This is a genomic window from Allgaiera indica, from assembly GCF_900106675.1.
Classification (GTDB): domain Bacteria; phylum Pseudomonadota; class Alphaproteobacteria; order Rhodobacterales; family Rhodobacteraceae; genus Acidimangrovimonas; species Acidimangrovimonas indica.
On record NZ_FNOB01000016.1, the window covers coordinates 76,447 to 90,664 of the forward strand.

13 protein-coding genes are annotated in these 14,218 nt (G+C 69.0%); 7 read left to right on the forward strand and 6 right to left on the reverse strand.

The features are described 5' to 3' along the window. The first annotated feature begins 40 nt into the window (after nt 1-40). Complete coding sequence (locus tag BLV97_RS14570) at nt 41-739, forward strand: glutathione S-transferase family protein (RefSeq protein WP_035837721.1); 699 nt, start codon at nt 41-43, stop codon at nt 737-739. A 3-nt stretch (nt 740-742) separates the two neighbouring features. On the opposite strand, the gene BLV97_RS14575 is transcribed toward BLV97_RS14570, so the two are convergent. The 6 genes from BLV97_RS14575 to BLV97_RS14600 form a co-directional block, all read right to left on the reverse strand. Continuing rightward, entirely contained in the window at nt 743-2,353 is a 1,611-nt protein-coding gene (locus BLV97_RS14575) for a GMC family oxidoreductase (protein WP_092164126.1), read from the reverse strand. 128 nt (nt 2,354-2,481) lie between these two features. Continuing rightward, nucleotides 2,482-4,902 carry a phenylalanine--tRNA ligase subunit beta gene (pheT, locus tag BLV97_RS14580; RefSeq protein ID WP_035837725.1) on the reverse strand — a complete coding sequence of 807 codons (2,421 nt, stop codon included), beginning with the start codon at nt 4,900-4,902 and terminating at the stop codon, nt 2,482-2,484. Between the two features lie 288 nt (nt 4,903-5,190). Further along, complete coding sequence (gene plsY / locus BLV97_RS14585; protein ID WP_051645802.1) at nt 5,191-5,808, reverse strand: glycerol-3-phosphate 1-O-acyltransferase PlsY; 618 nt, start codon at nt 5,806-5,808, stop codon at nt 5,191-5,193. Nucleotide 5,809: 1 nt separating this feature from the next. Further along, a complete protein-coding gene (gene pyrC / locus BLV97_RS14590; RefSeq protein WP_035837727.1) occupies nt 5,810-7,093 on the reverse strand; it encodes a dihydroorotase in 1,284 nt (427 codons plus the stop codon). After that, nucleotides 7,090-7,647 (reverse strand): hypothetical protein, encoded by a 558-nt coding sequence (locus BLV97_RS14595; protein WP_051645803.1) that lies wholly within the window; start codon nt 7,645-7,647, stop codon nt 7,090-7,092. Before BLV97_RS14595 ends, pyrC begins: the two co-directional genes overlap by 4 nt. Continuing rightward, nucleotides 7,644-8,606: an aspartate carbamoyltransferase catalytic subunit gene (locus BLV97_RS14600; RefSeq protein WP_035837729.1), complete on the reverse strand. Its 963-nt coding sequence runs from the start codon at nt 8,604-8,606 to the stop codon at nt 7,644-7,646. Before BLV97_RS14600 ends, BLV97_RS14595 begins: the two co-directional genes overlap by 4 nt. A gap of 192 nt (nt 8,607-8,798) precedes the next feature. Between BLV97_RS14600 and BLV97_RS14605 the strand changes: the two genes are divergently transcribed. From BLV97_RS14605 to BLV97_RS14630, 6 genes are all read left to right on the forward strand, one after another. After that, nucleotides 8,799-10,088, forward strand: a complete 1,290-nt coding sequence (locus tag BLV97_RS14605) for an MFS transporter (RefSeq protein ID WP_035837731.1) — start codon at nt 8,799-8,801, stop codon at nt 10,086-10,088. Between the two features lie 168 nt (nt 10,089-10,256). After that, the gene (locus tag BLV97_RS14610) at nt 10,257-11,012 is read left to right on the forward strand and encodes an alpha/beta fold hydrolase (protein ID WP_035837733.1); all 756 of its coding nucleotides are present in this window, start codon (nt 10,257-10,259) and stop codon (nt 11,010-11,012) included. Further along, nucleotides 11,009-11,992: an alpha/beta hydrolase gene (locus tag BLV97_RS14615; RefSeq protein WP_035837735.1), complete on the forward strand. Its 984-nt coding sequence runs from the start codon at nt 11,009-11,011 to the stop codon at nt 11,990-11,992. The genes BLV97_RS14610 and BLV97_RS14615 overlap by 4 nt, the downstream gene beginning before the upstream one ends. Nucleotides 11,993-12,077: 85 nt before the next feature. After that, nucleotides 12,078-12,968, forward strand: coding sequence for a methylated-DNA--[protein]-cysteine S-methyltransferase (locus tag BLV97_RS14620; protein ID WP_035837737.1), 891 nt, complete (start codon nt 12,078-12,080; stop codon nt 12,966-12,968). A 186-nt stretch (nt 12,969-13,154) separates the two neighbouring features. After that, nucleotides 13,155-13,817, forward strand: coding sequence for a YiaD family glycine zipper/OmpA-like lipoprotein (locus tag BLV97_RS14625; RefSeq protein ID WP_035837739.1), 663 nt, complete (start codon nt 13,155-13,157; stop codon nt 13,815-13,817). Between the two features lie 206 nt (nt 13,818-14,023). Continuing rightward, the coding region (locus BLV97_RS14630; RefSeq protein WP_143037546.1) for a transposase at nt 14,024-14,218 on the forward strand (195 nt) is incomplete at its 3' end.

The following is a 14,218-nucleotide window of genomic DNA, read 5'->3' on the forward strand; positions in this document are numbered from 1 at the left end:
ATGACATGAAGAGAAACCCCACTGACCTCAGGAGCTTACGATGACAGATCTTTCGGCCTTCCCGATCACCGGACGCTGGCCCGCGACCCGGCCGGATATCATCCAGCTCTATTCCTTCCCGACGCCGAACGGGGTGAAGGCCTCGATCATGCTCGAGGAATGCGCGCTGCCCTTCGAGGCGCATCTGGTGAATTTTGCAAGCAACGACCAGACGAGCGCGGAATTCCTGTCGCTTAACCCCAACAACAAGATCCCCGCGATCTTGGACCCGAACGGGCCGGACGGGGTGCCGATGGCGCTGTTCGAAAGCGGTGCAATTCTGATTTATCTTGCAGAGAAGACAGGAAAGTTCCTGCCGGCCGGGGCACGGCGCTATGAGGTGCTTCAATGGCTGATGTTCCAGATGGGCGGCGTCGGGCCGATGTTCGGGCAACTTGGCTTCTTCCACACCTTCGCCGGCAAGGAGATCGAGGATCCGCGCCCCAAGGCGCGCTATGTGTCCGAATGCAGTCGGCTGTTGCGGGTGCTCGACGGCCACCTTGCAGGGCGTGACTGGCTGGCCGGCGACTATTCGATCGCCGACATCGCGCTGGGGCCGTGGCTGCGCGGGCTGCGGGATTTCTATCAGGCAGGCGATCTGGTCGGTTGGGACCAGCTGCAGAACGTTCCCACCTATCTGGACCGTTTCCTTGCGCGTCCGGCGGTGCAGACCGGCCTGAACACCCCGCCGCGTCCCTGAGACCTAGGCCGCCGCCTCGCGGATGAAGCGGGCGGCGCGTTCGGCGATCATGATGGTGGACGCGTTGGTATTGCCGCCGACCAGGCTGGGCATCACCGAGGCATCGACCACCCGAAGCCCCTCGACCCCGCGCACCCGTAGTTCGGGGTCGACCACGGCCATGTCATCGACGCCCATGCGGCAGGTGCAGGCCGGGTGATAGACGGTGTCGGCGCGGTTGCGGATGTCGGCCTCGATCGCCGCCTGGGATCCGTCATGCGGGTAAAGCCTGGCGCCGCGATAGGCGTCGAAGGGCGCGGCCATCAGGATCCGGTCCAGAAGTTTCGCGCCCTCCATCATCGCCGCCATGTCGCGCGGATCAGCGAAGAAGTTCGGGTCGATCTCCGGGGCCGAGGCGGGGTTGGCGTCGCGCAGCGTCACCCGGCCCCGGCTTTTGGGGCGCAGCACGCAGATATGGGCGGAATAGCCGTTCGCCAGATGCAGCTTGCGCATATGCTCGTCGACGATGCCGACGACGAAATGGATCTGCAGGTCGGGGCGCGACAGATCGGGGCTGGATTTCAGGAAGGCCCCGCCCTCGGCATAGGGGGTGCAGAACAGCCCCTCTCCCCGCCGGCGCCAGCGCAGGCCCGCCTTGGCCAGCCGCAGCAGGCCGGCAGGGTTCAACCCGACCACATCGGTCGACGGCGTCTTGTGGCTGAGGATGTAATCCACATGATCCTGAAGATTGCGTCCGACGCCGGGCAGATCGCGCAGAACCTCGATGCCGTGGGCGCGCAGTTCTTCCTCGGGGCCGATGCCCGACAGCATCAGGATCTGCGGAGAGCCGAAGGCACCGCCGCTGACGATCACCTCGCGCCGCGCGGCCAGCCGCACCCGCATGCCCGCGCGGCGGATCAAGGCGCCGGTGGCGCGGCCGGCCTCGATCAGCACCTTCTCGACCCGGCTTCCGGTCAGCACAGTCAGGTTCGCGCGCCTGCCCAGATGCGGCTGCAGATAGGCGGCGGCGGCCGAGCAGCGCTCGCCCTTGCGCGGCCCGTCGAAGAACTGCGTCACCTGATAGAGGCCCGCGCCCTCTTGCTGTGGCCCGTTGAAATCGGGATTGCGCGGGATCTGCAGGCTTTCGCAGGCCTCGACGAAGGCGCGTGCCACGCCGCGCGGCTCGGACTGCTCGCCCACCTGCAAGGGCCCCGCGTCGCCGTGCAGCGCATCGGCGCCGCGCTGGTTGCGCTCGGCCAGCCGGAAGAAGGGCAGGCAGCTTTGCCAATCCCAGCCCTCGGCGCCGGCCTCGGCCCAATCGTCGTAATCCGACGGATGGCCGCGCACATAGAGCATCGCGTTGATCGCGGAAGACCCGCCCAGGCCCCGGCCGCGCGGCTGGAACCCGCGCCGCCCGTTCAGCCCGTTCTGGGGCGTGGTCTGAAAGGCCCAGTTGCTGATCTTCGGCCGGCCCGAGATCATCGCCGCGGTCAGCGCCGGCGCCCGGACCATCACGCCATTTCCGCCTCCCCCGGCCTCGACCAGGCAGACCGAGACCGAGGGATCCTCGCTCAGCCGCGCCGCCAGCACCGCCCCGGCCGATCCGCCGCCAAGGATGAGATAATCATGATCCATGCGCCCCCCTCCCCCGGGTCCGCCGACCGCTGCGGATCAGACTAGGCGAAGCGCGGCGCCGCGCAAGCGTGACGCGACGGGACGCGGCGGGAGAGGCCCGGGCGGGCCCATGCGGGGACCGGCGGGTCCTAGCCGCGCAGCACGCCCCCGGTCGCCTTGCCGACCTTCTCGACGATCCGGGCGCTGACGGCCTCGATCTCTTCCTCGGTCAGGGTCTTGTCCTTCGGCTGCAACCGCACGCTGATGGCGATGGATTTCTTGCCCGCGCCCATCTGCGCCTCGGCCTTCCCGCCCGAGAAGCTGTCGAAGACCGAGACCCGTTCGATCAGCGCCTTGTCGGCACCCTGGGCCGCGTTCACCAGCGTCAACGCCTCGACGCCGGCATCAACGACGAAGGCGAAATCGCGCTCGACCACCTGCAACGCCGATAGTTCCAGCGCCGGGCGCGTGGTGCCCTTGGCCTTGGGTTGGGGGACGTTCTCGATCATGACGGTGAAGGCCACCGCCGGGCCCTTCACGCCCAGCTCGGCCAGAACCCTGGGGTGCAGTTCGCCGAAGCTCGCCAGCGCATTCGGCCCCAGTGCCATGTTGCCCGACCGGCCCGGATGCCACCAGCCCGCGACCTTGCGGTTGATCTGCACGCGGGCCGGCGCGCCAAGGGCGGCCAGCACGGCCTCGGCATCTGCCTTGGCGTCGTACAGATCCACCGGGCGGCGCGACCCATAGGGATCGCGCGGTGCCGCCGCGCCGACCAGCAGGCCGGTGGCGTGCAGCACCTGCTCGCCCGGCTCGCCGCCGGTGAAGGCGGGGCCGACCTCGCAAAGCGCCAGATCCATGAAGCCCCGCGCCTGATTGCGGGCCGCGGCCTGAAGAAGGCCGGGCAGCAGGTCGGGGCGCATATGGGTCATCTCGGAAGAGATCGGGTTTTCGACGCGCAGCCCCTCTTGCCCGCCGCCGAACAGCGCGGCGGCCCCTTGGTCGATGAAGCTGTAGGTGACGCATTCGTTGTAGCCCAGCGCCGCCAGCGTGCGCCGCGCCGCCGTTTCGCGCACCTGCAGCGGCGTCAGGATCGGCGCCGGCACGCCGGCCTGCGTGCGCGCCATCGGCTTGCCTTCCAGCCTGGTCAGCGAGGCGATGCGCGCCACCTCTTCGACCAGATCGGCCGAGCCCAGCACATCGGGGCGCCAGGACGGCGGCACCGCCATGTCGCCATCCAGCGTGAAGCCCAGGGCCGCAAGCGTCGCGCGCTGGGTCTCGGGGGCGATCTCCATCCCGACGAGCGACTGCACCCGGTCGGTATCCAGCCGGTAGGCGCGCTTGGTGTCGGGCACGGCGCCGTCCATCACCACCTCGGACGCCTCGCCACCGCACAGGTCCAGCACCATCTGCGTCGCCAGCTCCAGCCCCGGCAGGGTGAATTCGGGGTCAACGCCGCGCTCGAACCGGTAGCGGGCGTCGGAATTGATCTTCAGCGCGCGGCCGGTAGTGGCGATGGTGATCGGGTCCCAATAGGCGCTTTCCAGAAAAACGTCGGTGGTTTCCTCGGTGCAGCCCGAATGTTCGCCCCCCATGATGCCGGCGATGCTTTCCGCCTGCTCGGCGTCGGAAATCACCATCATGCCCGGCTGCAGCGCATAGGTCTTGCCGTCAAGCGCCAGGATCTCCTCCCCGCCCTGCGCCGGATGGATGCGCAGCGTGCCGCCCTTCACCTTGGCCATGTCGAAGACATGCAGCGGGCGGTTCAGGTCGTAGGTGAAGAAATTGGTGATATCGACCAGTGCCGAGATCGGCCGCAGCCCGATCGCGCGCAGCCGCGCCTGCAGCCAGTCGGGCGAGGGGCCGTTCTTCACCCCCCGGATCACCCGGCCCGCGAACAGCGGGCAGCCGTTCTCCTTCAGCGCCGGGTCGATGGTCACGCCGACGGGGCTGGCAAAGCCGCCCTTCACGGGGGCGATCTGCAGCGGCTTCAGCGTGCCCAGGCCGCGTGCGGCCAGATCGCGGGCGATGCCGCGCACGCCCAGCGCGTCGGGGCGGTTGGGGGTGATCTTAATGTAGATCATCGGGTCATTGAGGCCCCGGTAATCTATGAAACGCGCGCCCAGCGGCGCGTCCTCGGGCAAGTCGATGATGCCGTCGTGGTCGTCCGAGATCATCAGTTCGCGTTCCGAACACAGCATCCCGTTCGATTCCACGCCCCGGATCACGCCCGGTTTCAGATCGACGCCGGTGCCCGGCACATGGGTGCCCACCGGCGCGAACACGCCCACCAGCCCGGTGCGGGCGTTGGGCGCGCCGCAGACCACCTGCACCTCTTGCGAGGCGCTGCCCGGCCCATCGGGCCAGGTTTCCACCCGGCACAGGCGCAGACGATCGGCGTTGGGGTGCTGCACCGCCTCGATCACCCGGCAGATGCGGAAGGCGCCCAGGCTGTCGGCAGGGTTCGCGACCTCCTCGACCTCAAGCCCGAGATCGGTGAGCGCATAGAGGATATCGTCGAGCGTGGCCTCTGTCTCGAGGTGATCCTTCAGCCAGGACAGGGTGAATTTCATCGCATGGGCCCTTCGGAAAATCGTCGCCCGGGGCTTAGCGCAAAGCGCGGGGAAGGGGAAGGGCGGCGGCGGCGCAGAGGTCGGCTATCGCCCGGTGCGCGCCAGCCAGGCGCAGGGCGAGCGCCTGCCCGTGTCACGCTGGAAGCGTGCCGCCGGTGCGATCGGGCTGGCGCTTCGAGGCAAGCGATCTCGGCGGCTGCGCAGGCCGCAGCTTGCAGCCATGGATGGCGGCACCCCTGTGCCGGGTTGCGCCGCCCCGTGGGCAGGCGCTCGCCCTGCTTGGCCCCTTCAGTCCTTCTTCTTCTGCCCGATCTTGGTCTCGGTTCCCGCCTTCAGCCGCACGATATTGGGGATGTGGCGGATATAGACCAGCACGGTAAGGACGAAGATCAGCCCCACCATGTCGGGCCGGTGCAGCAAGATCGCCCAGATCACGCTGAAGGCCGCCGACATCAGCCCCGCGACCGAGGAATAGCGCAGCAAGGCCGCCACCACGACCCAGGTCGCGCAGGCTGCCAGCCCCAGCGGAAAGGACAGCGCCAGCATCGTGCCCAGGAAGGTGGCGATGCCCTTGCCGCCCCTGAAGCGCAGATAGACCGGGAAAAGGTGCCCCAAGAAGGCGAAAAGCCCCGCCACCTGCATCACGTCGCGCCCGCCGATCAGCGCCGCCGCCAGGGCCACCGCGATCGCGCCCTTGCCAGCGTCCAGGATCACGGTCAGCAGCGCCGCCGGCTTGTTGCCGGTGCGCAGCACGTTGGTGGCCCCGATGTTGCCCGATCCGATCTTGCGCAGATCGCCCAGACCGAACAGCCGCGCCATGACGATGCCGAAGGGGATCGAGCCCAGCAGATAGGCCACCAGCGCCACAGCCGCCAGCAGCGGCCAGGAATGAACGATCTGCGGCATCTCAGCCCTCCCCGGCCGCGAATACCCTGCGCCCCGCGACGAAGGTCGCCAGCACCTTACCTTCCATCCGGGCGCCATCAAAGGGCGTGTTCTTGGATTTCGACCGCAGCATGGTGAAGCGATCCAGCACGAAGGGCGCGTCGGGATCGAACAGCACCAGATCGGCCGGCGCGCCCTCGGCCATGCGGCCCTGCGGCAGCCCCAGCCGCTTCGCCGGATTGAGCGCCATTGCGCGGAACAGCTGCGGCAGCGTCAGCGTGCCGTCATGCACCAGCCGCAGCGCGGCGGGCAGGAAGGTTTCCAGCGCGACGGCGCCGGCGGCGGCCTCCTCATAGGGCAGACGCTTGGATTCCTCGTCCTGCGGCGTGTGCATCGAGCACAGGATGTCGATCAGCCCCGTGGCCAGCGCCTCGGCCACCGCGCGGCGGTCGTCCTCGGGGCGCAAGGGCGGGGTCAGCTTGAAGAAGGTACGGTAATCGCCCACGTCGAATTCGTTCAGCGTGACGTGGTGGACCGAAACCCCCGCCGTCACGTCCAGGCCGTTGGCCTTGGCGCGTTCCAGCGCCGGCAGGGTGCGCGCGCAGGTCACCTGATCGGCGTGGTAGCGCGCGCCGGTCATCTCGACCAGCGCCATGTCGCGGTCGAAGGCCATGCGCTCGGCCAGGGGGGAAACGCCGGGCAGGCCGCGCAGGCTGGCGAACTTGCCCGAGGTCACCGCGGCACCCTTCGACAGGCCCGGATCCTGCGGATGGCCGATCACCAGCGCCCCCATCGCGCGGGCATAGGTCAACGCGCGCGACAACACCTTGTTGTCGCTCACCACATGGTCGCAATCGCTGAAGGCCATGGCGCCGGCATCCATCAGAAAGCCGATCTCGGTCATCTCGCGGCCCGCGCGGCCCTTGGTCAGGGCGGCCATGTGGCGGATGCGGACGGGGCTGGCCTCGGCGGCGCGGCGGGTGACGAATTCCAGCGTCTCGGGGGTGTCGATGGCGGGGCTGGTGTCGGGCCGGGCGATGATGGTAGTCACCCCACCCGCCGCCGCCGCCAGGCCGGCCGAGCGGAACGATTCCTTGTGGCGTTCGCCGGGTTCGCCCACCTTGACGCCGATATCGACGATCCCCGGCGCCACGCATTTGCCGCCGCAATCGACGACCTCGGCGCCCTTCGGCGCGGCCATGTCGCCGATCGCCGCGATCACACCGCCGTCCAGCACCAGATTGCCAAGCGCTTCGGTCCCGCCGCCGGGGTCGATGATCCGGGCGTTTTCCAGAAAGACGGTCATCGGCGTATCCCCATCCACAGCACCAGCGCCAGCCCCCCGGCGATCGCGATCATCACGGCCAGGCTAAGGCGCATCATTTTCTGCCGCCCGGGCAAGGACGGACCCTCGGGCACCCCGGCCGCACCCACCTCGCCCCGCGCCGAGGCGTCGGGAAGCAGCTCGAAATGCACCTGGGGGATGTCCTCTTCCCAGGTGCCGACCCAGCGCAGCGGCGCATGCGGGTCGATCTCCTGCGCCATGCCCCCGAAGGCACCCGAGGTGATCACCACCAGCGGCCCGCGCAGCGCATCCAGCCGCAACCGGTCCTGCGCGATCGCCGCCTCGTTGATGCCGCCGCCCTGGATCAGGTAGTTGGTCAGCCCGATCTCGGCCACATCCTTGACCTCGAAGGCCTCGATGTAATCGGGGTCGAGCACCCGCGCGCCCAGCGCCGCCTTCAGCGGCCAGTCGTCCGAGGGCTCGGCGAAGGCCGCGACCTGTTCGGGCGGCAGGTCGATGGCGAACAGCCGGATCACCCCGCGCTCGCCCATCGGGATCCGCATCTTCTCGCTCACACCATCACCCCGGCGGCCTCGCGCCCGCGTTCGGCCTTGAGGTTGCGTGCCAGAAGTTCCATCGCCGCCATGCGCACCGCGACGCCCATTTCCACCTGCTCCTGGATGACCGAGCGGTTGATATCGTCGGCCAGCGTGCCGTCGATCTCGACGCCGCGGTTCATCGGGCCCGGGTGCATGACGATCGCGTCGTCCCTGGCATGGGCCAACTTCTCGGCATCCAGTCCATAGCGGTGGAAATATTCCCGCTCGGAGGGGATGAAACCACCGTCCATCCGCTCTTTCTGGAGGCGCAGCATCATCACCACATCGGCACCTTCCAGCCCCGCGCGCATGTCCTCGTAGACCTCGCAGCCCAGATCGGCCACGCCCGACGGCATCAGCGTCGGCGGCCCGATCAGGCGCACGCGGTTCTCCATCTTGCCCAAAAGCAGCAGGTTCGACCGCGCCACGCGGCTATGGGCGATATCGCCGCAAATTGCCACCGTCAGCCGGTGCAGCCGCCCCTTGGCGCGGCGGATCGTCAGCGCGTCCAGAAGCGCCTGGGTCGGATGTTCGTGCCGACCATCGCCGGCGTTCAGCACCGCGCAATTCACCTTCTGCGCCAGCAGGTCGACGGCCCCGGAATTGCCATGCCGCACCACCAGCAGATCGGGATGCATGGCGTTCAGCGTCAATGCCGTGTCGATCAGGGTCTCGCCCTTCTTCACGCTCGACTGCGCGACGGCCATGTTCATCACGTCGGCACCCAGCCGCTTGCCGGCAAGTTCGAAACTCGCCTGCGTGCGGGTCGAGGCCTCGAAGAACATGTTGATCTGCGTCATCCCGGCCAGCACGTCGGTCTTCTTGATCGTGCGGCGGTTCAGATCGACATAGGTTTCGGCAAGATCTAGAAGCGTGCGAATCTCCTCTGGCGCGAGATGTTCGATGCCGAGAAGATGGCGTGCGCGGAACGTCATGGGGCCTCCGGTCCGGGTCACCCGCTTATAGAAAGCCCCGCGCCGGGGGACAAGGGCGCCAGTGCGCCCCCGGGCCGTGAAATCGCACCGGCTCCGAAACCCGCGCCCTTCGCCCGGGTGCGGAAACCCGTTAGGCTGCAACGGCGTTCCGTCAACGCCTCTTCGTCAACCCGCCCCACCGTGTCCCTTGTCATGCCCCAAGCCATTACCCAGGCCGTGTTCGACCGCCTCGCTGGGCCGGTAGCCGAGAACGATCTCGCCCCCGGGATCCAGCGGCAGGAACCCGCGAATTTCCTGCGCCATGTCGGGGCGCTGATCCAGACCAAGACAGCCGATGGGCTGGTCGACCCCAAGCTGGTGCTGAGCTGGCTGCTGACCCAGGGCGGGGCCGGGGCACTTTTCGTCGGCCTCCTGGTGCCGATCCGCGAGGCGGGCGCGCTATTGCCACAGTTGTTCGTGTCGGACCGTATCCGGCACATGCCGCAGCGCAAATGGGCCTGGAGCGTCGGCGCCGCGGCGCAGGGGCTTGCCGCCGCCGGGCTGGGCCTGGCGGGGCTGATGCTGTCGGGCTGGACCCTGGGCCTGGCGATCTGTGCGGCGCTGGCGGTATTGGCGGTGGCGCGCTCGGTCTGTTCGGCCAGCCACAAGGACGTGCTGGGACGCACCATCGCCAAGGGACGGCGCGGCGCGGTCGGCGGGCTGGCGGGATCGGTCGCGGCCGGGGCGGTGCTTTTGTTCGCGGCGGTTCTGCTGTCGGGGCAGGTGCCGCGCAAGGCACTTGTGCTGGGCGCGCTCGCGCTTGCGGCGCTCCTGTGGGTGGGGGCGGCTGCGCTGATGGCGGGGCTTGCCGAACCCAGGGCGCCCCGCGACGCAGGGCATGGCAGCGGGCCGCGCGCGGCCTTGGGTCAGCTGCACCACCTGCGCGACGATCCGCGGCTTGCGCGTTTCATCCTGGCCCGCGGGCTGCTGACGGCAACGGCCCTGGCGCCGCCCTATATCGTGCTGATGGCGGGCCAAGGCGCGCGGAACGCCCTGACGGGGGATCTGGGCGCGATGATGCTGGCCTCGTCGCTGGCGGCGCTCGCGTCATCCTATGTCTGGGGCCGGCTCGCGGACCGTTCAAGCCGCCGGGTGCTGATCCTGGCGGGACTGATGGGCGCCTCGGGCATGGGGCTTGGGCTGGGCCTGGACGCGGCGGGGGCGATGGCCGGCCCCTGGGCGCCGGCGCTGGTGCTTTTCGTGCTGAACCTGGCCCATCAAGGCGTGCGGCTGGGGCGTTCCACCTATCTGGTGGACATGGCGCGCGATGATTTGCGCGCGGCCTATACATCGGTCGCAAATACGGTGATCGGCGCGATCCTGCTGGCCTCGGGCGCCTTCGGCGCGCTCGCCGCGATCGGAGGCCCGGCAATGACGCTCGCGCTGTTCGCCGCAATGGCGATCACCGCCGCCTGGGTCGCGCGCGGCCTGCCCGAGGCGTAAGCCCCCCTAAAAAGCCCCCGCGCGCCAGCCGACTTGCCGCAAGACCGCTTCTGCTCTTCATCTTGGCTCAAGTACTCCGGGGGTGCAGGGGGCAGCGCCCCCGCCGCCGAAGCGCCGCCTTCACTTCGCGCCGCCGCCGCGTTACCCATGACGGAAACGGAGGACGCCATGGCCGCACCGCGATATCTGACCACGCCGCAAGGGCGGCGCATCGCCTATCACCTTAGCCCCGGCACGGCGCCGGGGGTGGTGTTCCTGGGCGGCTTCAAGTCCGACATGGAGGGGACCAAGGCGCTACATCTGCAGGCCTGGGCCGAGGCGCGGGGCCGCACCTTCCTGCGCTTCGATTATTCCGGCCACGGGCAATCCTCGGGCAAGTTCCTCGACGGCTGCATCGGCGACTGGGCCGAGGATGCCGCCGCCGCGATCACCGAACTGACCGAAGGCCCGCAAGTGCTGGTCGGCTCGTCCATGGGGGGGTGGATCTCGCTTCTGATGTGCCGGCGGCTGGGGGCGAAGGTCGCCGGGCTGGTCGGCATCGCCGCCGCGCCCGATTTCACCGAGGACAGCATGTGGGCGGGGTTCGACGCCGCTCAGCGGCGAGCGCTGGAGACGGACGGACAAGTCGCCCTGCCCTCCGATTATTCCGATGACCCCTACATCATCACCCGCCGGCTGATCGAGAACGGCCGCGACCATCTTGTCCTGCGCACCCCGCTGTCCCTGCCCTTCCCGGTCCGGCTGCTGCAGGGCACCGATGACACGGACGTACCGCAAGCCGTCGCCCTGCGCCTGCTGGCGCATCTGGAGGGGCCCGATATCCGCCTGACGCTGATGAAGGGCGCCGATCACCGATTTTCCACGCCCGAGTGCCTGGCGCTGATCGAGGCCGCGCTGATCGAGGTGCTGGAGGCCGCCGCGTGACCTGGCCGCGGGCCGCGTTCCGGTCCGCACTGGCGCGGGCGGCATCGCTTGCGCAGTCGCGCGCCCCGGGTCCGCGCCTTGCTGTGGATACCTCGATCGGCTTCGACGCTGAGGCGATGGGTCCGGACCTTGACGCCTATCTGGCGCGCCGCGAAGCGCGCTTTGCCGATATCGCCCCTGGGGTGCAGAAACGCATCCTTTGGGCCGGGGCGGCGGGGGCGCGTACCGATCTGTCGGTGGTATATATCCACGGCTTCTCGGCCACCTGCGAAGAAATACGCCCGGTGCCCGACCAGGTGGCGCAGGCATTGGGGGCGAACCTGTTCTACACGCGGCTTGCGGGGCATGGCCTGGGTGGCGCGGCGCTGGCCGGCGCCACCTCCGGCCAGTGGATGGACGATCTGGCCGAGGCCCTGGCGATCGCGGGGCGGATCGGCCGCAAGGTGCTGGTGATTGCCACCTCGACCGGCGCCACGCTGGCGGCACTGGGCGCCACCGATCCGCGGCTCTCGACGCAGATCCGGGGGCTGGTGATGATCTCGCCCAATTTCCGGATCCGCAACCCGGCGGCGATGCTGCTGACCCTGCCCTTCGCGCCGACATGGCTGCCCCGGCTTGCCGGTCGCGACCGGGCCTTCCCCGCACGCCACCCGCGGCAGGCCACCTATTGGACCCTGCGCTATCCCACCGCGGCGCTGTTTCCGATGGCGGCGCTGGTCGCCCAAGCCGCGCGGCAGGATTTCGCCGCCGCCAGGCAACCCGCGCTTTTCATCTACGCCCCCGCCGACCGGGTGGTCGACCAGCGCCGGACGGCGCGCGTCGCCGCCCGCTGGGGCGGCCCAAGCCAGGAGGCCCAGCGCGTCATGGGCCCCGGCGACGACCCGGATTCGCACGTCATCGCCGGCGATATCCTCAGCCCCGGGCAGACCGAGGACACCGCCAGGCTGATCATCGGCTGGGCGCGAACTCACGCGGCCTGACCGCCGGGATCGACAATCCGCAAGAAGCGGGTCGCGAGGCGGCGCCCGGTATCCTATCCTCTCCCCACGACAGGAGAGCCCGCCCATGTTCCAAGACCCCGACAGCCCGGCCTACCATTACCGCGTCATCGCCCGAGCCCTGCATGAGATCGACGCAGGAGGCCCGCAGATGCGGCTGGAGGATCTGGCCGCCCGCATCGGCATGAGCCCGGGCCATTTCCAGCGCCTCTTCAGCCGCTGGGTCGGGGTCTCGCCGAAGCGCTATCAGCAATATCTGACGCTGGGCCTGGCCCGGCAATTGCTGGCCGATCGCCACTCGGCCCTCGAAACCGCGCTGCAGGCCGGGCTGTCGGGCGGCGGGCGGCTGCACGATCTGTTCCTGCGCTGGGAAGCGATGAGCCCCGGCGACTATGCCAGGGCCGGGTCCGGGCTGACGATTTCCTGGGGCTGGTTCGACAGCCCCTTCGGCACGGCCCTTGTGATGGGCACCGAAAAGGGCCTGTGCGGCATCGGCTTTGCCGAGGAAACCGGCACGGAAGCCACCATGACCGACCTGCTGGCGCGCTGGCCGCGGGCCGATTTCGTCGAGGACCCCGCGCGGCTGGCACCCTGGGCCGAGGCCGCCTTTGGCGAGCGCCGGGGCGAGACGCCGCTGCTGCTCAGCGGCGCGCCGTTCCAGATAAAGGTGTGGGAGGCGTTGCTGGCGATCCCTTCGGGCCATGTCACCACCTATTCCGACATCGCCCAGGCGATCGGCCACCCCCGTGCGGTGCGCGCGGTGGGCACGGCCGTGGGGCGCAACCCGTTGTCGTGGCTGATCCCCTGCCACCGGGCGCTGCGCCGGTCAGGGGGGCTGGGGGGCTATCACTGGGGCCTGCCAGTGAAACGCGCCATGCTGGCCTGGGAAAGCGCCCGCGCCGACGCCGATGGCCCGGCCGGCGATGCAGCCAGAAATTCGACCAGCGACGCGGCCTGATCCTTGGCCCGAACTCCGGCCCGCCCGCCGCGCACGCGCCTGCCGCGCCGGTCGCGTCCGCGTCCATCGCACTTCGCCACGGCCGCCATCGGCGGTTTGGCGCTGATGCGACTAGGTGGAACTTCGCGCATCGGTTCCGATCCGCTAAATCCTGCGTGAGGAAATCGACCCAGCCGAGGGAAACATATGACTTTTCGCCTGCCCCTGATGCTTGCCACCGCCGGCGCCCTGGCCCTGGCCGGTTGTGACGCGCCCAACCCGAACGCCTATCCCAACGACCCGAACGCACGCGCCAAGAACGGCGCCCTGACCGGAGCCCTGATCGGAGCCGGCACCGCCGCGATCTTCGGCAAGGGGGACACCACCGGCCAGGTCATCGCCGGCGCCGCGCTTGGCGCCGCGGTCGGTGGCGCGGTCGGCCATTCGCTGGACCAGCAGGCCGCCGACCTGCGCCGCCAGCTTGGCGATGGCCGGATCTCGATCATCAACGCGGGCGACCACCTGGTGGTGCGGATGCCGCAGGATATCCTGTTCGCCACTGACAGCGACCGCGTCCGCGCCCCGCTACGCGAGGATCTGAGCGCCGTCGCCGAAAACCTGCTGAACTATCCCGATAGCACGATCCAGGTCATCGGCCATACCGACGACACCGGATCCGCCCAGTACAACCTGGACCTGTCGCAGCGCCGCGCCGGGGCTGTTGCGGGCGTGCTGATCGGCGACGGGGTGCCGCCGCGCCGGATCCAGACCATCGGCGCGGGCGAGGCCGATCCGATCGCCTCGAACGACACCGCGTCGGGCCGGGCGCGCAACCGCCGCGTCGAAATCATCATCCGCCCGAACCGCTGATCGGCGCCGCCCAATCCCCCGAAAGGCCGGGCCCCGTGCTGATGCATTCCGTGTGGTGGGACCTAGGGTCAGGATGAATTGATTTCTGGCGTACCGCGTGATTCACGGCTCCGAAAAAGGAGCGGTGAACATGTCTGATCCTTTCTGGCTGACTGAGTGCGGCGGATAAGAAAACAGTCTGGGGGACTGTTTTCCCGCCAAACCAGATGGCCCGTCTGAAACCCTACTTTCCGAAGTCGCATGGTCAGCCTCGGGTCGATGACAGGCGGGTTTTGAGCGGGATTATCTTTATCAACCGCAATGGGTTAAGGTGGCGCGATGCGCCTGAAGCCTATGGCCCACACAAGTCGCTTTACAGCCGCTGGAAGCGCTGGAGCGAGAAAGGTATCTTCGCGCGGATG